General features: G+C 73.1%; 17 protein-coding genes. 3 read left to right on the plus strand and 14 right to left on the minus strand.

Annotated elements, in window-relative coordinates; all coding sequences use genetic code 11:
- Positions 1-120 precede the first annotated feature (120 nt).
- The 3 genes from smc to ACFY60_RS00590 all read right to left on the minus strand — a co-directional run bounded on the left by smc (position 121) and on the right by ACFY60_RS00590 (position 4835).
- Positions 121-3687, minus strand: coding sequence for a chromosome segregation protein SMC (gene smc / locus ACFY60_RS00580; protein ID WP_388607985.1), 3567 nt, complete (start codon positions 3685-3687; stop codon positions 121-123).
- 250 nt (positions 3688-3937) lie between these two features.
- Complete coding sequence (locus ACFY60_RS00585; RefSeq protein WP_388607983.1) at positions 3938-4156, minus strand: hypothetical protein; 219 nt, start codon at positions 4154-4156, stop codon at positions 3938-3940.
- Positions 4157-4553: 397 nt separating this feature from the next.
- A complete protein-coding gene (locus tag ACFY60_RS00590) occupies positions 4554-4835 on the minus strand; it encodes an acylphosphatase (protein WP_309054622.1) in 282 nt (93 codons plus the stop codon).
- Between the two features lie 201 nt (positions 4836-5036).
- On the opposite strand from ACFY60_RS00590, the gene ACFY60_RS00595 reads away from it, so the two are divergent.
- Positions 5037-6032 (plus strand): CAP domain-containing protein, encoded by a 996-nt coding sequence (locus tag ACFY60_RS00595; protein ID WP_388607981.1) that lies wholly within the window; start codon positions 5037-5039, stop codon positions 6030-6032.
- A 96-nt stretch (positions 6033-6128) separates the two neighbouring features.
- On the opposite strand, the gene ACFY60_RS00600 is transcribed toward ACFY60_RS00595, so the two are convergent.
- Positions 6129-6356 carry a hypothetical protein gene (locus ACFY60_RS00600; RefSeq protein ID WP_388607979.1) on the minus strand — a complete coding sequence of 76 codons (228 nt, stop codon included), beginning with the start codon at positions 6354-6356 and terminating at the stop codon, positions 6129-6131.
- Between the two features lie 101 nt (positions 6357-6457).
- A complete protein-coding gene (locus ACFY60_RS00605; protein ID WP_388607977.1) occupies positions 6458-7042 on the minus strand; it encodes a flavodoxin family protein in 585 nt (194 codons plus the stop codon).
- Between the two features lie 123 nt (positions 7043-7165).
- Here ACFY60_RS00605 and ACFY60_RS00610 point away from each other — a divergent pair, with 123 nt between their 5' ends.
- Positions 7166-7591, plus strand: a complete 426-nt coding sequence (locus ACFY60_RS00610) for a winged helix-turn-helix transcriptional regulator (RefSeq protein WP_388607975.1) — start codon at positions 7166-7168, stop codon at positions 7589-7591.
- A gap of 68 nt (positions 7592-7659) precedes the next feature.
- On the opposite strand, the gene mutM is transcribed toward ACFY60_RS00610, so the two are convergent.
- The 9 genes from mutM to ACFY60_RS00655 form a co-directional block, all read right to left on the minus strand.
- A complete protein-coding gene (gene mutM, locus ACFY60_RS00615) occupies positions 7660-8544 on the minus strand; it encodes a bifunctional DNA-formamidopyrimidine glycosylase/DNA-(apurinic or apyrimidinic site) lyase (protein WP_388607973.1) in 885 nt (294 codons plus the stop codon).
- Positions 8545-8672: 128 nt separating this feature from the next.
- Complete coding sequence (gene rnc / locus ACFY60_RS00620) at positions 8673-9467, minus strand: ribonuclease III (RefSeq protein ID WP_388607971.1); 795 nt, start codon at positions 9465-9467, stop codon at positions 8673-8675.
- Positions 9468-9486: 19 nt separating this feature from the next.
- Positions 9487-9660 carry a 50S ribosomal protein L32 gene (gene rpmF / locus ACFY60_RS00625; protein WP_030496967.1) on the minus strand — a complete coding sequence of 58 codons (174 nt, stop codon included), beginning with the start codon at positions 9658-9660 and terminating at the stop codon, positions 9487-9489.
- A 2-nt stretch (positions 9661-9662) separates the two neighbouring features.
- Positions 9663-10358 (minus strand): YceD family protein, encoded by a 696-nt coding sequence (locus ACFY60_RS00630; protein WP_388607969.1) that lies wholly within the window; start codon positions 10356-10358, stop codon positions 9663-9665.
- Positions 10359-10456: 98 nt separating this feature from the next.
- The gene (locus ACFY60_RS00635) at positions 10457-11515 is read right to left on the minus strand and encodes an ATP synthase F0 subunit B (protein ID WP_388607967.1); all 1059 of its coding nucleotides are present in this window, start codon (positions 11513-11515) and stop codon (positions 10457-10459) included.
- Positions 11516-11628: 113 nt separating this feature from the next.
- Entirely contained in the window at positions 11629-12108 is a 480-nt protein-coding gene (coaD, locus tag ACFY60_RS00640; protein ID WP_309050107.1) for a pantetheine-phosphate adenylyltransferase, read from the minus strand.
- A gap of 26 nt (positions 12109-12134) precedes the next feature.
- Positions 12135-12716 carry a 16S rRNA (guanine(966)-N(2))-methyltransferase RsmD gene (rsmD, locus tag ACFY60_RS00645; RefSeq protein ID WP_309050104.1) on the minus strand — a complete coding sequence of 194 codons (582 nt, stop codon included), beginning with the start codon at positions 12714-12716 and terminating at the stop codon, positions 12135-12137.
- Positions 12717-12813: 97 nt separating this feature from the next.
- A complete protein-coding gene (gene recG / locus ACFY60_RS00650; protein ID WP_388607964.1) occupies positions 12814-15027 on the minus strand; it encodes an ATP-dependent DNA helicase RecG in 2214 nt (737 codons plus the stop codon).
- A gap of 40 nt (positions 15028-15067) precedes the next feature.
- Entirely contained in the window at positions 15068-16687 is a 1620-nt protein-coding gene (locus ACFY60_RS00655; RefSeq protein ID WP_388607962.1) for a DAK2 domain-containing protein, read from the minus strand.
- A 237-nt stretch (positions 16688-16924) separates the two neighbouring features.
- On the opposite strand from ACFY60_RS00655, the gene rpmB reads away from it, so the two are divergent.
- On the plus strand, positions 16925-17110 hold the full coding sequence (gene rpmB, locus ACFY60_RS00660; RefSeq protein WP_003957616.1) for a 50S ribosomal protein L28: 186 nt from the start codon (positions 16925-16927) through the stop codon (positions 17108-17110).
- Positions 17111-17160: the final 50 nt, after the last annotated feature.

The following is a 17160-nucleotide window of genomic DNA, read 5'->3' on the forward strand; positions in this document are numbered from 1 at the left end:
AAAGCAACGTTGCAGAGACTATGCCTTCAAGTTTCGAAGTCAAGAGGGGGTGCCTCACCAGTTTGGCGTAACCGAAACGGGGTAGGCGTTCAAGTCTTGAAGAAGTGAAGGGCTGGGCACTCAGCGGAGGCGCTGGCTGATGACCTTCGAGACACCGTCGCCCTGCATGGACACGCCGTACAGCGCGTCGGCGATCTCCATCGTCCGCTTCTGGTGGGTGATCACGATCAGCTGCGAGGACTCCTGGAGCTCCCGCATGATCCCGATCAGCCGCTGGAGGTTGGTGTCGTCGAGGGCGGCCTCGACCTCGTCCATCACGTAGAACGGGCTGGGCCGGGCCTTGAAGATCGACACGAGGAGCGCCACGGCGGTCAGCGAGCGCTCGCCGCCGGAGAGCAGCGAGAGCCGCTTGACCTTCTTGCCCGGCGGGCGGGCCTCCACGTCGACGCCGGTGGTGAGCATGTTCTCCGGGTCGGTGAGGATCAGCCGGCCCTCGCCGCCGGGGAAGAGGCGCGCGAAGACCCCTTCGAACTCGCGGGCCGTGTCCCGGTACGCCTCGGTGAACACCTGCTCGACCCGCTGGTCGACCTCCTTCACGACCTGAAGCAGATCGGCGCGGGTCTTCTTCAGGTCCTCCAGCTGCTCGGAGAGGAACTGGTGCCGGGCTTCCAGGGCGGCGAACTCCTCCAGGGCCAGCGGGTTGACCTTGCCGAGCTGCTGGTGGGCACGCTCGGCGGATTTCAGCCGCTTCTCCTGCTCCGAACGGTCGAACGGCCTCGGCCGGTTGCGCGGATGGCCGGGGTCCTCGGGCAGCGTCTCGCCGTCGGCGGGCGGGGACGGCGGGACGGGCTGGTCGGGGCCGTACTCGGCGGCCAGGGCCGTCGCCTCGACCCCGAAGTCCTCCAGTGCCTTCGCCTCCAGCTGCTCGATCCGCAGGCGTTTCTCGGCGCCGAGGACCTCGCCCCGGTGGACGGAGTCGGTGAGCTTGTCGAGTGCGGTCTTCAGCTCGCGGCCCCGGGCGCGGGCCGTGGTGAGCTCCCGCTCGCGCTCGGCGCGCGCGGCCCGGGCCGCCTCGCGCTCCCGTTCCGCCCGGTCCAGCGACGCCTCGGCATGGGCGAGCAGCGTACGGGCTCCGGCGGCGACGGCACCGGCGACGCGGGCCTCGTGGCGCAGCCTGGCCCGGCGCCGCTCGGCGCGGGCGCGGGCCTCCCGCTCGGCCCGGGCGGCGCGGTCGAGGGAGTCGGCGCGTCCGGCGAGGGCCTTCACGCGCTCCTCGTGGGTGCGGACCTGGAGCCGGGCCTCCATCTCGGCCTGACGCGCCTGGGAGCCGTCGGCGGCGAGCCGGTCGCGCACGGAGGTGTCGGGCTCCTCCTCCACAGGGGTCTCCTCGGCCACCAGGAGCCGTTCGGCCAGCTCCTCGGCCTCGGCGGTGGCCCGGTCCAGGGCCTCCTGGGCGCGGGCGACGGCGGCGGCGGTCCGCTCGGCCTCCCCGGCGGCGGCGCGGGCCTGTCCGGCGAGCCGGCCGAGGGCCTGGGCGACGGAGGACTTCTCCCGCTCGGCGGTACGGCGGCGGGCGTCGCGTTCCTCGGCCAGCGCCGCGGCGGCCCGGCGGCGCTCCTCGGCCGCGCGCACGGCGGCGGCCGACTCCTCGCAGCGGGCGGTGAGTTCGGCGAGTTCGGCGGCGGCCTCGTCGACGGCGGCCCGCACTTCGAGGAGGCTGGGCGCGGCGGCGGAGCCGCCTTGGGCGTAGTGGGCGCCGAGGAGGTCGCCCTCGGCGGTGACCGCGGTCAGGGCGGGGTGCGTACGGACGATGTCGACGGCCTCGTCGAGGGAGCCGACGACGACGGTCCGATCGAGCAGCCGCCGCAGGGCGCCGAGGAGATCGTCGGGGCCGGTGACGAGCCGTACGGCGGGGACGGCGTGGCCGGGGAGCGCGGGCGCGCCGGACTCGTCGGCGGGGGCGGGCCGTTCGGGCGGGGAGGCCAGGAGGAGGGTCGCCCGGCCGGCGTCCTGTTTGCGGAGCAGGCGGATCGCCTCGGCGGCGGAGGCGGTGCCGTCGGTGGCGAGGGCGTCGGCGGCGGCCCCGAGGGCGGCGGCTACCGGGACCTCGTACCCGGGGGTGACGGTGAGGAGTGCGGCGGCGGGGCCGAGGAGCCCGGAGAGGCCGGCGGAGAGCAGGGCCTCCGTGCCGTCCTTGCGGCGCAGGCCGAGCGCGAGCGTGTCGTGGCGGGCGCGGGTGGCGGCGCGGCGGCGCTCCGCCTCCCCCGAGTCCTCCCGGGCGGCGCTCAGGGCGGCTTCCGCTCCGGCGAGTTCGCGGCGGGCCTCCTCGTACCGCTCGGTGTGCTCGGTGTCCTCGGCCTCCAGGCCTTCCACCTCGGCGCGCAGCCGCTCGTACTCCTCCTGGGCGGTGACGGCCCGCTCGGCCGCCTCGTCCCGGGCGGTGGTGAGGCGGTCGATCTCGGCCTGGGCGGCGGCGGCGCGCGAGCGGGCGGCACCGGCCCGGCCCTGGAGCCGGGCGAGTCCTTCGCGCCGGTCCGCGGCGGCCCGGACGAGGTCCCCCAGGCGGCGTTCCTCGGCGGCGAGGTCCCGCTCCAGTCCGGCGCGGTGGGCGACGGCGTCCTCCAGGGCGCGTTCGGCCGCTTCCAGGGCGGCGGTCAGTTCGGCCTCCTGCGCGCGCACGCGGGCGGCCTCCCGCTCCAGGTCCTCGGGGTCGCGGCCGCGCCGCTCGTCCTCGGGCGGGGCGGTGGCGCTGCGGACGCGGGCGTCGGCGAGGGAGACGGTGCCGCGGACCCGTTCGGCGAGCTGGGAGAGGGCGTACCAGCTCTGCTCGGCGCGTTCGAGGCGCGGGGCGAGGGCGCGGACCTCCGCCTCGAGGTCGGCCTCCCGGGCCAGGGCCTCGCGCAGCTCGGCGGCGGTGGCCTCCTTGCGGGCGAGGAGCGCGGCCTCGTCGGCGAGCTCGGCGCGCAGCGCCTCCCTGAGCCGTACGAGGTCGTCGGCGAGGAGCCGGAGGCGCGCGTCGCGCAGGTCCGCCTGGATGACGGCGGCCCGGCGGGCGACGGCGGCCTGCCGGCCGAGCGGCTTGAGCCGGCGGCGCAGTTCGTCGGTGAGGTCCTGGACGCGGGCGAGGTTGGCCTGCATCGCGTCCAGCTTCCGCAGCGCCTTCTCCTTGCGCTTGCGGTGCTTGAGGACGCCCGCGGCCTCCTCGATGAAGGCGCGGCGGCCCATCGGATCGGCGTGCAGCACCGAGTCGAGCTGCCCCTGGCCGACGATGACGTGCATCTCGCGGCCGATGCCGGAGTCGGAGAGCAGGTCCTGGATGTCGAGGAGCCGGCAGGTGTCCCCGTTGATCTGGTACTCGCTGCTGCCACCGCGGAACATGATCCGGGTGATCGTGACCTCGGCGTAGTCGATGGGCAGGGCGCCGTCGGAGTTGTCGATCGTCAGCGAGACCTCGGCGCGGCCGAGCGGGGGGCGGCCGGTCGTGCCGGCGAAGATGACGTCCTCCATCTTGCCGCCGCGCAGGGACTTGGCGCCCTGCTCGCCCATGACCCAGGAGAGGGCGTCCACGACATTGGACTTGCCCGAGCCGTTGGGGCCCACGACACAGGTGATTCCGGGCTCGAACCGCAGGGTGGTGGCCGAGGCGAACGATTTGAATCCGCGGAGCGTCAGGGCCTTGAGGTGCACCCCCTTGACTCTACCGGGGCGCGGGCGTTTCACCCGCGAAGGACCGGGGCAGATCCCCGGGGAGAAAGGGTGGGACGTGCGGGGAGCGGTGGACGCGGGAGACCCGGGGAGGGAAGCAAAGAAAGAAGGGACGCCGAAGCGTCCCTTGCATATCCAGTTGTCGCACGCCCGGTGATCGAGCTACCGGACGTACGGCCTCCGGCTGTGCCGGTGTGCGTTGTTTCCCACCTGGCCCCTCGGGGCTGGGTTGTCAGGTGAGCGCAGGCTCCGCCTGGGGTACGTCGAGGTCGATGCCGTCAAGCAGCGACTCGCCCTTGTGATGTGCGGCGGCAGCGGACAGCGCGTCCTTCTCGGACTGGATCCGTACCAGCTCGGACTCGAGGTCCTGGACACGCTGCTGAAGCCGTCGCATCTCGGCGAGGAGTCGCGGGTCGGAGCCGCCGACGTAACCGAGAAGCGCCTTTGCCATGATGGATGGTCCTCCACACTGAGTGACCGACCGATTGCGGTATGGGTCGTGAGGGAATCGCACCCGCGGTGCTCGGCAGTCCATGTCGTGCCGGTTCCGACTGCCCAACAGCTCAGGTGCGCGGGGCTTCCAGAGTCTCACCAAAAAGTTTGACGGTCAACACGATCACGCCCCTGTGGGCGGGGCAACCGGGGGCCTCGGCCGCTCGTCGGGCGGCGGAGCCTCTCCACGCGGTGCCTCCGGGCACGGGGATCATCCGTTCTTCCCGCAGCCTGGCACGAGTGGCGGCGCATTGGCAACCACCTGGTGGTTCTCCCTTCACGCCCCCGTCGGGCGGAGGCCGCCCGGCGGTCGTGACGGCCGGGCGGCGGGGGTGGACGGGGGCCGTGCCGGGGGCTCAGCGGATGGCGAAGCCGTCGTAGCCGCCGCGCGGCGTGTCCCAGATCTCAGTGACACCGTCCACGCGGCCGGGTGTGTCGTCGGAGCGCAGCCAGTCGAGGAGACGGTGGCAATTCTCACGGGGTCCCTCGGCCACGACCTGGACCCGGCCGTCGTCGAGGTTCAGGGCGAAGCCCACGAGTCCGCCGATCTCCAGGGCGTTTGCCCTGGTGAACCAGCGGAAGCCCACTCCCTGTACCCGGCCGCGCACCCAGGCGGTCATCCGTACGTCGTCGTTCATGGCTGCACGCTAGCGGGCGGATCATGCGATCAGCACGTCGCCCCGGCGCCTCATGGCGTACAGTCCCGACGAACACGCCTCACCCGTGCGGGTGCGGGCCGTTCGAAGGCCGGTCGCCGACGCGTCACCGGCGCGATACCGAGAGCAAACTCCGGCAAAGATCAGCAAAGATCCAGCGAAGACAGCAGGAAGGCAGAGCAGATGGGACGCCACCGTCGCTCCGGCGCCGCGCCCGCCGCAGAAGAGTACGCGGCCGGTACGGACAGCCGGCACCGGGGTACCCGCCGCAAGCGGCGGGGCTCCCCCGTCCGCACGGGACTGCTCGGCGCCTCCGCCGCCGTGGCGGCCGGGGCCATGGCCGTCGCCTCGGGTCTGCTGCCCGGCGGCGACACCTTCACCACGGGCGGCGCCGCGACGAGCGAGCGGCAGGTCGAGACCCGGCAGACGCCGGAGCTGACGACCCAGGGCGGCGCGGCGCGCACCTCGGCGGCCGGGACGGACGGCACGGACTCCCGCACGGGCACGGGTCCCGGTCCGGGCAACGGCACGGCGGCGTCACCGTCGGCGGCCCCGTCCACGAAGGCGTCGGCGACGCCCACGCCTTCGCGTACGCCGTCCTCCACGCCGTCCTCCACTCCCTCCGCCGCGCCGACGCGGAAGGCCCCGCCGGCCGCCACGAAGCGGAGCACTCCCCCGGCGCCCCCGAAGGCACCGCGGACGCCCACGGCCGTCCCCACCACACAGGACGCGCCGAAACCGGCCGTCACCACCCCGGTGCCGCTGAGGACCACCCCTTCCGCCCCCTCGACCGCGAGCCGCGCGGCGGCCGCCGAGGCGGAGGTCGTCCGGCTGGTGAACGTGGAGCGCGCCAAGGTCGGCTGCACCCCGGTCCGCCAGGACGCGGAGCTGGCCGCCCTCGCCGGCGCCTTCAGCGCCGACATGGCGACCCGCGGCTTCTTCGACCACACGGACCCGGACGGCGACACCCCGTGGACCCGCGCGCAGCAGGCCGGCGTCTCGGGCATGGGCGGCGAGAACATCGCGCGCGGCCAGGTCGACGCGGCGGCCGTGATGACCTCCTGGATGGCCAGCGACGGCCACCGCGCCAACATCCTGAACTGCGACTTCACCGCCCTCGGCGTGGGCGTGCACTTCGGCGACGGCGGGCCGTGGTGGACGCAGGAGTTCGGGTACTGACGGTCCTGCCGAGCCGTCGGGTGCGGAGCCGGGCTCGTCACGGCGCCGGCGCCCGTGGTCGGGGCGCCCTGCGAGAGCTCCCGGTCAGGCCGAGGCTCACCGGAAGGGCGACAGGCCCTTCTCCTCCAGGTGCGCGAGCAGCACCTCGAGACACGCGTCGGCCGTGCGCAGATCCGCGCGGAAGAACGAGTCCTTGCCCAGCGGCCCCCCGCCGGCGATGACCATCCAGGCCTGCCGGTGCTCGATCATGCGGTCGCCGTCGGCCTTGAACAGGACCGTGACGCCCCGTTCGGCCAGCCACTCCATCAGCTCGGACATGTCCATGCGCATCCCCTCCACGGGAGATCTTTCCCTGAGTCACCCGCGGCCGCGCAAGGGCCCCGTCACCGGTCGGTGGCGGGGCCCTTGCGTGGTGTCGGGGCCGGTCAGGCCACGGTCCTGCCCGCCAGGAAGACGCGGGCGGTGGTGGCAACGCGGCGGCCGAGGTGTTCGGCGGTGGCGATGTCGGCCTTGTGGACGGCCTCCGGGCCGAGGTCGCTGGGGGTCTGGGCGCCGGCGCCGGAGAAGAAGCCGAGGCGGTTGAGGTCGTTCTCGGAGCCGACGCTGCTGTTCCAGCCGGGCTTCAGGCCCAGGTTGATCCAGGTCATGCCGTGCTGGCCGGCGAGCGTCTGGAAGAACTGGAGGGTGTGCAGCTTGTCGCCGCTCTTGGAGCCGGAGTTGGTGAACCCGGCGGCCAGCTTGTCGAGCCAGGCGTCACCGAACCAGCGCTTCAAGGTGGCCTCGGCGAACTGGTGGAAGGCGCCGGAGGCGGTGCCCATGTAGGTGGGCGAGCCGAAGACGATCGCGTCGGAGGCGTCGAGCAGCTCCCACTCGGCGTCGGTGATCTCGTCGACCTTGATCAGGTGGACGGTGGCGCCGGCCTCGGCGGCGCCGTCACGGACGGCCTCGGCCAGGACGGCGGTGTGGCCGTAGCCGGAGTGGTAGGCGATGGAGACGACAGGGCTGGTCACAGGGGACTCCTCGGAGAGGCTGTGCGGGGGACGACCAGAAGTAGAGCACTAACTTTTAGAAAGCGCAAGCCCCTGGTTAGCGCCCAGTGAGCGCGCAGCGCTGCGCGGAGTACCGTGGAAGACATGACTGACGACCGTGCCTACGACGTGTTCGCCCGCGCCTGCCCCTCGCGCGCCACGCTGGAGCACGTGACCGGCCGCTGGGGAAGCCTCACCCTCGGCGCGCTCCACGACGGGACGTTCCGCTTCAACGAGCTGCGGCGCCGGGTCGACGGGGTGAGCGAGAAGATGCTCTCCCAGACCCTGCACGCCCTGGAGCGCGACGGCCTGGTGCACCGTGAGGCCCAGCCCACCAATCCCCCGCGCGTCGACTACACGCTCACCCCGCTCGGCCGCGAGGTCGCCGAACAGCTGATGGGCCTCATCGAGCTGGTGGAGGGCCGGATGCCCCAGGTCGTGGCGGCGCGGGAACGGTACGACGCGGAGCGCGGGGCGAGCGGGCCGGCCGCGGGGAACCCGGCACGCGCCGCGAGCCCGGTGGGCACGTGAGTCGCCACCCGGGACCGCGGCCGGCACTCTGAACGGCCGAGACCGAGCCGGGAGAGGTCGATCCCCTCTCAGCGCCCCGCGCCCAGCACCGGCACGCGCGCCGGGCGCGGGGGGCGCTGGCAGCGGGGGCAGAAGTAACTGGACCGGTTCATCCACGGGCGGCGGCGCATCGGCGTACCGCAGCGGTGACAGGGCTCGTTCTCGCGCCCGTACGCGTCGAGCGAGCGGTCGAAGTAGCCGGACTCGCCGTTGACGTTCACGTACAAGCTGTCGAAGCTGGTGCCGCCGGCCGCGAGCGCCGCGCTCATCACGTCCCGGACGTGCCCGAGGAGTTCCGCCGAGCGCGGCCGGGTCAGGGTGGCGGTGGGCCGGTCGTAGTGCAGCCGGGAGCGCCAGAGCGCCTCGTCGGCGTAGATGTTGCCGACACCGCTGATGAGCGACTGGTCGAGCAGGGCCCGCTTGACCGTCGTACGGCGCAGGCGCAGCGCCCGGTGGAAGGCGGCGTCGTCGAACGCGGGGTCCAGCGGGTCGCGGGCGATGTGGGCGATGACGTCCGGAAGCCCTTCCGGGGTCTGCTCGTGGAGCGAGAGCCCGCCGAAGGTGCGCTGGTCGACGAAGCGGAGTTCGGTGCCGGCGGAGTCGTCGAAGCGGACCCGGATGCGCAGGTGCTTCTCGTCCGGGGCGTCCTCGGGCTGGACGAGGAGCTGCCCGCTCATGCCGAGGTGACCGAGGACGGCGGTGCCGGTGCCGGTCAGCGGCAGCCACAGGTACTTGCCGCGCCGCCGGGCCCCTTCGACGCGCTGTCCGGCCAGCCGGGCCGCGAAGTCCGCGCCGCCCGCCACGTGACGGCGTACGGCCCGGGGGTGGAGCACCTCGACACCGGCCACGGTCCGGCCGGCGATCCAGCGCTCCAGACCACGGCGGACGACCTCGACCTCGGGCAGCTCGGGCACGGGACGGCTCTCCTCGGGACGCACGGGGGACGGTCCTCACCCTACCGGGGCGGGAACGGGCGAGAACCCCGCCCCTGGAAGGGGCGGGGTTCTCGGGAAGCGGTGGCGGGGAGGACGGGGGACGGCCGTCAGGCCGACGCCCGGTCCGCGGACGGAGAGGGGTCGGCGGCCTCTCCCGTACCCGCCTCGGCCACGGCCTTCGCCGCCGCCGCGCGCGCGTCCGCGTCCGCGCGGATCGCGCGCCAGGCGGACTCCGCCGCCTGCTGCTCCGCTTCCTTCTTGCTGCGGCCGGTGCCGGTGCCGTACGAGACACCACCGACGCGGGCGGCAGCAGTGAAGGTCTTCTCGTGGTCCGGACCCTCCTCGGAGACGAGGTATTCCGGCACACCGAGACCCTCGGCCGCGGTGAGTTCCTGGAGACTGGTCTTCCAGTCCAGGCCGGCACCGAGGTTGGAGGACTTCTCGATCAGCGGGTCGAAGAGCCGGTGCACCAGCTCGGACGCCGCTTCGAGGCCCTGGTCGAGATAGACCGCGCCGATCACCGCTTCGAGGGTGTCGGCGAGGATGGACGCCTTGTCCCGGCCGCCCGTGCCTTCCTCGCCCCGGCCGAGCCGGATGAAGGAGCCGAGGTCGAGACCGCGGCCCACGTCCGCCAGCGCACGCGAGTTGACCACCGCGGCCCGCAGTTTGGCCAGCTGGCCTTCCGGCAGGTCGGGATGGGTGCGGTACAGCGTGTCCGTGACCACCAGGCCCAGCACGGAGTCCCCGAGGAACTCCAGCCGCTCGTTGGTGGGCAGACCGCCGTTCTCGTACGCGTAGGAGCGGTGGGTCAGCGCACGCACCAGAAGGGCGGACTCGAGCTGATACCCGAGCCGCCCTTCCAGAAGCGTGTGGGACGAGGCGGTGCTGATGTTGTCAGACATCGTGCCTCTCACCAGCCACTCAGACCGAGAGGACCTGGCGCTTGTTGTAGGTGCCGCAGCTCGGGCACGCGATGTGCTGCTGCTTCGGCTCCTGGCAACGCTCACACGAAACCAGGGTGGGGACCGCAGCCTTCCACTGCGACCGGCGGTGGCGCGTGTTGCTGCGCGACATCTTCCGCTTCGGAACAGCCACGGCTACTTCTCCTGCTTCTCGTCGACACCGGATGCGGCATCGCTCATGTTGTCCTTCTCGTCGGTTCCCAGCGAACCGGCGAGTCCCTGCAGTGCCGCCCAACGGATGTCGACGGCGTCATGGTGGTGGTCCGGGTTCTCGTTCAGGTTGGTCCCGCACTCGGAACACAGACCCGCACAGTCCTCCCGGCACACCGGCTGCATCGGCAGTGCGAGCACCACCGCATCACGCAGCACGGGCTCGAGGTCGAACATGCCGTCCTCGAGGGGGATCATGCTCTCGTCGTCCTCGGCTTCGTCGTCCGCGACCGCCCTGGAGCGGCCCCGGTCGTCGGAGTCGGGGTACGAGAACATCTCCTGGAAGTCCGCGTCGAGCTCCAGCTCGACGGGCTCCAGACACCTTACGCACTCCCCCTCGGCGGATGCACGGGCGGTGCCTGTGACAAGCACCCCTTCCATGACCGACTCGAGACGGAGCTCGATCTCCACCGGCTCGCCCTCGGGCACTCCGATGACCCCCGCGACACCCAGGTCCCTGGGCGCGTCGACCGTGCGGGAGATCCGCTGGAGGGCACCAGGACGCCGTCCCAGCTCGTGTGTGTCGAACACGAGGGGATTGCGGTGGTCGAGGCGCGTACTCAGGGTTCTTCCTGCCTTCGGATCGTCGTGTGGGGAACTGCCGCTGTACGCGGGCAGCATGGATCGCGGACATACACGCGACCGAACAGCCAGGATACTGGACACACCGCCCAGGGCCCAATCCGGGCCGCCCCCGAGCCGTGGTCGCCCGGGTTCCCCTACTGGCCCTGGCCCTGCTCGTACCGTCGCAGCTGCTCCAGGTCGATCATGCTCGTGTCGAAGAAGCTGGTCTCGTCGAGCGCGGCGGCCTGCTGCTGCGGCTGGTGCTGCTGGGGCTGCTGCTGGTGCTGCTGGTACGCGTAGGGGTCCTGCTGAGGGTAGCCGTACGGGTCCGTCTGCTGCGGCTGCTGGTACCCGTAGGGGTCGGGCTGCTGCTGGTACGCGTACGGGTCCTGCTGCGGGTACCCGTACGGGTCGGCGGGGGCGTGCGGCGGCTGCTCCGGTGCCTGCGCGGCGGCCGGCGCCGGGGCGGGAGCGGCAGGCTGGGGATCGGCGAGCTCCGCGAGGCCGGCCAGGTAGTCGGCGTCGCTGGTGTGGATCTGGCCGCCCAGTCCCTCCTGGGCGGCCATGTGCTCGCCGAGGGCGTCGGTGGCGATCCGGCCGTGCAGCTTCTGCCGGCCGCGCCCGACCGCCTCCAGGGTCTTGCTGAGCACCGCCTCGAAGGCGCCGAGCTTGGCGTCCACGTACGCGTCGGCCCGGTGGATGAGGGTCTGGGGGTCGGCGCTGTACTCGGGGGCGTCCTCGTCGGCGTAGCCGTCCTGGTCCAGGCCCGGGCCGCGGCCGAGGAGCTTCTCGCGCCCGCGGTCGACGGCGCCGATGGTCTTGTTGAGGACGACCTCGAAGTTGGCGAGCTTGGAGTCGACGTACTCGTCGGCCTCGGCGCGGATCTCCTCGGCCTCGCGGCGGGCCTCGGCGAGGATCCGGTCGGCCTCCTCCTGGGACTCCCGGGCGACCTGGGTGTCGGAGACGATCGAGCCCCGCTCGGCGTGGGCGGCCTCGATGATCCGCTCGGCCTCCCGGCGGGCCTCCTCCACGAGCTGCTCCCGGCCGCCGATCAGCTCCTGCGCCTGCGCGAGGGAACCGGGCAGGGCGTCCCGTACCTCTTCGAGCAGGGCGAGCAGCTCGGCCCGGTTGACCACGCACGACGCCGACATGGGCATGGAGCGGGCGCTCTGTACGGTCGCGACGATCTCGTCGAGCTTCTTCTGCACGTCCACCGGGTGCTCGCCACTCTCTACAACAGCTGGATGGAGACGGACGGGACGACTGTAAGGGCAGTCGGCGCCCGCCCGTCACCTGATGACGGAGCGTCAGGAGCGGTGGCTTCGCGTCACTTCCGCCGGAGGCGCTCGGTGAGCCGGCCGAGGACGGCGGGCGGCACCAGGTGGGAGACGTCGCCGCCCCAGGCCGCGACCTCCTTGACCAGTGAGGAGGAGAGGAAGCTGTACGTCGGGTTGGTGGGGACGAACAGGGTCTCGACGCCCGAGAGGCCGTTGTTCATCTGGGCCATCTGGAGCTCGTAGTCGAAGTCGCTGACCGCCCGCAGGCCCTTGACGATGGCCGGGATGTCCCGCTGCTTGCAGAAGTCGACGAGCAGGCCGTGGAAGGACTCCACCTCCACGTTGCCGAAGTCGGCGGTGACCTCGCGGATCAGCTCGATCCGCTCCTCGACCTCGAAGAGGCCCTTCTTCGACTGGTTGATCATCACGGCCACGTGCACCACGTCGTACAGCTTGGAGGCGCGGGCGATGATGTCGAGATGTCCGTTGGTGATGGGGTCGAATGACCCCGGACAGACGGCGCGGCGCAACTTGGGTCCCTCGCTCTCCGGTCCGGTCATCGTGCGTCTTCGCACGTAGAGGCGGCGCGACCGTACCAAAACGTTCCCTCGCCGTAGCGACGGGCCCGCAGCGGCTCGAAGCCCTCGGGCCAGCCGAACTCGCCGCCCCGGGTGCTGCGCTCCACGGTCACCAGGGCATCCTCGCTCAGCCAGCCCCCCGCGCGCAGTGTGAGGAGGATCTCGCGCAGGGCGTCGTCGGTGACGGCGTACGGGGGGTCGAGGAAGACCAGGTCGTACGGCTCGGCGGGCGCGGGTCCGGTGACGACCTGCTCGGCCTTGCCGGTACGGAGCTCGGCGCCGGGCAGGCCGAGCGAGCGGATGTTCTCCCGCACCGTCCGGGCCGCGCGGGCGTCGGCCTCCACGAGCAGGGCGTGGGCGGCACCCCGGGAGAGCGCTTCGAGGCCGACGGCGCCGGACCCGGCGTACAGGTCGGCGACGCGCGCGCCCGCCAGGCCGTGGAAGGCCTCCCAGGTGGAGAAGAGGCCTTCGCGCGCCCGGTCGGAGGTGGGGCGGGTGCCGTTGCCGGGCGGCACGGCCAGTCGGCGTCCGCCGGCGGTGCCGGCGATCACGCGGGTCATCGGTGTCCTCGTCCTGCTCGTCCGGTGCGTACGCCCCAGCTTATGGCCGCCCCGGTCTTCGCCGCCTCATCCGGTGCCCTCGGCCCGCCGTCCCCCGTCATCCCTTCTCCAGGTACTCCTCCCGCTCCTCGTCCAGGAGCGCGTCGAGGGCGGTCCGCAGGCCCGGGTGGGCGTCGAGCTCGGGGTCGGCGAGGACGAGGGCGGTGGCCTCCTCGCGGGCGGCGGCGATGATCTCCTCGTCGTCGATGACGGCGAGCATGCGCAGGGAGGACCGGGCGCCGGACTGGGCCTGGCCGAGGACGTCTCCCTCGCGCCGCTGTTCGAGGTCGATGCGGGAGAGTTCGAAGCCGTCCAGCGTGGCGGCGACGGCGCCGAGGCGCTGCCGGGCGGGGCTCGCCTCGGGCATCTCGGTGACGAGGAGGCACAGGCCGGGGGCGGAGCCGCGGCCGACCCGGCCGCGGAGCTGGTGCAGCTGGGAGACGCCGAAGCGGTCGGCGTCCATGATCACCATGACGGTGGCGTTGGGGACGTTGACGCCGACCTCGATGACGGTGGTGGCGACGAGGACGTCGAGCTCTCCCTTGGCGAAGCGGCGCATCACCTCGTCCTTGTCGTCGGGGTGCATGCGGCCGTGCAGGACCGCGACGCGGAGGCCCGCGAGGGGACCGGCGCTCAGCTGTTCGGCGACGTCGAGGACGGCGAGCGGGGGCCGCTTCTCCGCCTCGTCCCCGTTTCCGGCGGAAGCCTTGGCCTTCTTCTTTCCGTTCTCCTGCTCGGCGTCGTCGCCGATGCGGGGGCAGACCACGTACGCCTGGTGGCCGTTCTCGACCTCCTCGCGGACCCGTTCCCAGGCGCGGGCGAGGAAGTGCGGCTTGTCGGCGGCGGGGACGACATGGCTGGCGATCGGGGAGCGGCCCGCGGGCAGCTGGTCGAGGACGGAGGTCTCCAGGTCGCCGAAGACGGTCATGGCGACCGTGCGCGGGATGGGGGTGGCCGTCATGACGAGGAGGTGCGGGGGCTGCTTGCCCTTGCCCCGGAGCGCGTCGCGCTGCTCGACGCCGAAGCGGTGCTGCTCGTCGACGACGACCAGGCCGAGGTCGTGGAACTGGACCTTGTCCTCGATGAGGGCGTGGGTGCCGATGACGATGCCGGCCTCGCCGGTGACGAGGTCGAGCAGGGCCTGGCCGCGGGCGGCGGCGCCCATGGAGCCGGTGAGGAGGACGACCTTGGTGGCGCGCTCGGCGCCGCCCAGCATGCCACCCTCGGCGAGTTCGCCCATCATCTCGGTGACCGAGCGGTGGTGCTGCTGGGCGAGGACCTCGGTGGGGGCGAGCAGGGCGGCCTGTCCCCCGGCGTCGACCACGGCGAGCATGGCACGCAGGGCCACCATCGTCTTGCCCGATCCGACCTCGCCCTGGAGGAGGCGGTGCATGGGGTGCTCGGTGGCGAGGTCGTCGAAGATCTCCCGGGAGACCTTCTCCTGGCCCTCGGTGAGGGTGAAGGGCAGCCTGGCGTCGAAGGCCGCGAGGATGCCGTCCGGGGCGGGCCTGCGGGCGACGGCCGGGAGCTGGGTGTCGGCGTGGCGGCGGCGGGCCAGGGCGACCTGGAGGACGAAGGCCTCGTCCCACTTGAGCCGGTCGCGGGCCGCGGCGACGTCGGCCTTGGTGCGGGGGCGGTGGATCTGCCGCAGGGCGTCGGGGAGGGCGAGGAGGCCCCGGCCCTCGCGGAGGGCGGGCGGGAGCGGGTCGACGGCGTCGGCGGCGCTCGGCAGGACGGCGTCGACGGCCTTGGAGATCTTCCAGGACTCCAGTTTGGTGGTGGCCGGGTAGATCGGGATGAGGGAGGCGGCCCAGCTGCCGACGGCCTCGGCGGCCTCGCCGTCGCCGCGGAGCGGTTCGTAGGCGGGGTGGGCGAGCTGGAGACGCCGGTTGAAGAGGGAGACCTTGCCGGCGAACATCGCGCGGGTGCCGGGCAGGAGTTCCTTGTGCGGCTTGTGCACGCCCTTGCCGAAGAAGACCAGTTGCAGCCGGCCGCTGCCGTCCGTGATGGTCACTTCGAGGCGCTGGCCGCGCCCCTTCGCGCCGTTGAAGGTGAGCACGCGGGCGTCGGCGACCTGGGCGACCACGGTGACGTGCTCGTCGAGCGGCAGGTCGGAGAGGGTGGTCAGCTCCCCGCGCTCGGCGTACCGGCGGGGGTAGTGGTGGAGGAGGTCGCCGACCGTGTGCAGGCCGAGCGCCTCGGCCATGACCTTCGCGGTGGCGGGGCCGAGGGACTTCTTCAGGGGTTCGTCGAGCGCGGGCACGTGCTCCATTGCACACCACGGCACCGACAGGCGGGGCGGCGCGGCGCGGTCATTCGACGCCGATCAGCAGCGGCGGGGCGCCCGCGCCCGCGTGGTAGGTGGTGGTGTCGACGGCCAGGTGGGCGCGGCGGACGTGCGCCTCCAGGGTGTCGGCGAGGCCGGGCGGCGTGTCGTCGGCGACGACGAGGGTGACGAGTTCGCCGCCGGCCTGGAGCATCCGGTCGAGGACGGTACGGGCGGTCTCGGTGAGGTCCTGGCCGATGACGGCGACGTCGCCCTCGATGAGGCCGAGGACGTCACCGGCCTGGCAGACGCCGGCGGAGGTGAAGGAGCGGCGTTCGGCGACGGCGAGTTCGGCGTAGCGGGTGGCGCCGGCGGCGGCGGTCATGGCGACGACGTCCTCGTCGAAGCTGCGGCCGGGTTCGTGGACGGCGAGGGCGGCGATGCCCTGGACGGCGGCGCGGGTGGGGATGAGGGCGACGCGGATGCCTTCGGCGCGGGCGCGTTCGGCGGTGGCGGCGGCGGCCTGCCTCAGTTCCGTGTCGTTGGGCAGCAGGACGATCTCGCGGGCGTGGGCCCGGCGGACGGCGTCGAGAAGCGCGTCGCCCGCGGGGGGCTCGCCGGGCCGGGCGAGGACGGTGGTGGCGCCGGCCTCGGCGCAGAGGCCGGCCAGGCCTTCGCCGGGGACGACGGCGACGACCGCGCGCCGGGCGGGTTCGGCGGCCGCGGCGGGCGGGGCGGCGGCGAAGTGGGTGATGCGGACGCGGTGGGGGCGGCCGGCCTCGATGCCGGCCTCGACGGCGGCGCCGGGGTCGTCGACGTGCACGTGGACGTTCCAGAGGCCGTCGCCGCCGACGACGACGAGCGACTCCCCCAGGGCGTCGAGCCGGCCCCGCAGGAGGTCGACGGCCGCGTCGTCGGCCTCCAGGAGGTAGATGACCTCGTAGGCGGGGCCCTCGCCGTCGGGGCAGGTCTCGGCGGGGACGGGCGGGACGGGGGCGTACGGGGCGGTGCCGGCGGGCGGCGGGGCGTGGCCGGTGACGGTCTCGGCGAGGGCGCCGAGCACGGCGACGAGGCCCTTGCCCCCGGCGTCCACGACTCCGGCCCGGCGCAGCGCGTCCAGTTGGCCGGGGGTGGTCTCCAGGGCCGTTCTGGCCTTCTCGTAGGCGTTCCTGGCCACCTCCGCGAGGTCCCCGCCGCCCGCGCAGCCCTCGGCGGCGGAGGCGGCGACGGTGAGGATGGTGCCCTCGACGGGGTGGGCGACGGCCCGGCGGGCGGCGGAGGCGGCCTCCGCCAGGGCTCGGGCGAGGTGAGGTCCGTCACCTCCGAGGGCGAGGACGGCGGCCATGCCACGCAGCAGCTGGGAGAGGATCGTGCCGGAGTTCCCGCGGGCGCCGAGGAGGGCGCCGTGGGCCATGGCCCGTACGGTCTCGGCGGTGTCCGGGGCGGTGCCGGCGGCGGCGCAGACGGCCTCGACGGCCTCGTGGGCGGCGGCGACGGTCAGGTAGAGATTGGTGCCCGTGTCCCCGTCGGCGACGGGGTAGACGTTGATCGCGTCGATCTCGGCGCGCTCCCGCCCGAGGGCGTCAAGGGCCCGCGCGCACCAGGTCCGGACCGCTTCGGCGTCGAGCTCGGTGAGCTCCTCGGAGGGCGGAACGGGGCGCGGCAAGGGGGCCTCCTTCGGGCGGCGGGAGCTCACCGCAGGGTAGACCCGGGGTGCCGGGCCCGTGACCGGGGCCCGGGGCGAGGTCCGCCCTCGACATGGTAGTTTCGTTCCACCGCAGCAGCCGTTGTATGCTGCTTCGGTTGCCCGGCACATGTCGGGCCGTTCCCCGGCAAGCCACTTCAGACTCCTGATTCCGGTGCGCCGGATTTCACTGTAAATCTGAAGTCTTTGGAGTGACCCGTGGCTGCCAACTGCGACGTCTGCGGCAAGGGGCCGGGCTTCGGCAACAACATTTCGCACTCGCACCGCCGTACGTCCCGTCGCTGGAACCCGAACATCCAGCGCGTGCGTGCCGTGGTCGGTCGGACGCCGAAGCGGCTCAACGTCTGCACCTCGTGCATCAAGGCCGGCAAGGTCTCGCGCTAATTCGCGACGTTTCCGTGTCGTAGCGCAGCCCCTGCGGTTGCCTTGAAAGG

Source organism: Streptomyces sp. NPDC012827 (assembly GCF_042900905.1).
GTDB classification, from domain to species: Bacteria; Actinomycetota; Actinomycetes; order Streptomycetales; family Streptomycetaceae; genus Streptomyces; species Streptomyces gulbargensis.

Excerpts from the sequence above, each read along its gene's own strand:
- ACFY60_RS00630 (WP_388607969.1), bottom strand. The coding sequence starts at position 10,358 with ATGCTGCCCGCGTACAGCGGCAGTTCCCCACACGACGATCCGAAGGCA.
- ACFY60_RS00590 (WP_309054622.1), bottom strand. The coding sequence starts at position 4,835 with ATGAACGACGACGTACGGATGACCGCCTGGGTGCGCGGCCGGGTACAG.
- ACFY60_RS00600 (WP_388607979.1), bottom strand. The coding sequence starts at position 6,356 with ATGGACATGTCCGAGCTGATGGAGTGGCTGGCCGAACGGGGCGTCACG.
- recG (WP_388607964.1), bottom strand. The coding sequence starts at position 15,027 with ATGGAGCACGTGCCCGCGCTCGACGAACCCCTGAAGAAGTCCCTCGGC.
- rsmD (WP_309050104.1), bottom strand. The coding sequence starts at position 12,716 with ATGACCCGCGTGATCGCCGGCACCGCCGGCGGACGCCGACTGGCCGTG.
- rnc (WP_388607971.1), bottom strand. The coding sequence starts at position 9,467 with ATGTCTGACAACATCAGCACCGCCTCGTCCCACACGCTTCTGGAAGGG.
- ACFY60_RS00610 (WP_388607975.1), top strand. The coding sequence starts at position 7,166 with ATGACTGACGACCGTGCCTACGACGTGTTCGCCCGCGCCTGCCCCTCG.
- ACFY60_RS00595 (WP_388607981.1), top strand. The coding sequence starts at position 5,037 with ATGGGACGCCACCGTCGCTCCGGCGCCGCGCCCGCCGCAGAAGAGTAC.
- ACFY60_RS00585 (WP_388607983.1), bottom strand. The coding sequence starts at position 4,156 with ATGGCAAAGGCGCTTCTCGGTTACGTCGGCGGCTCCGACCCGCGACTC.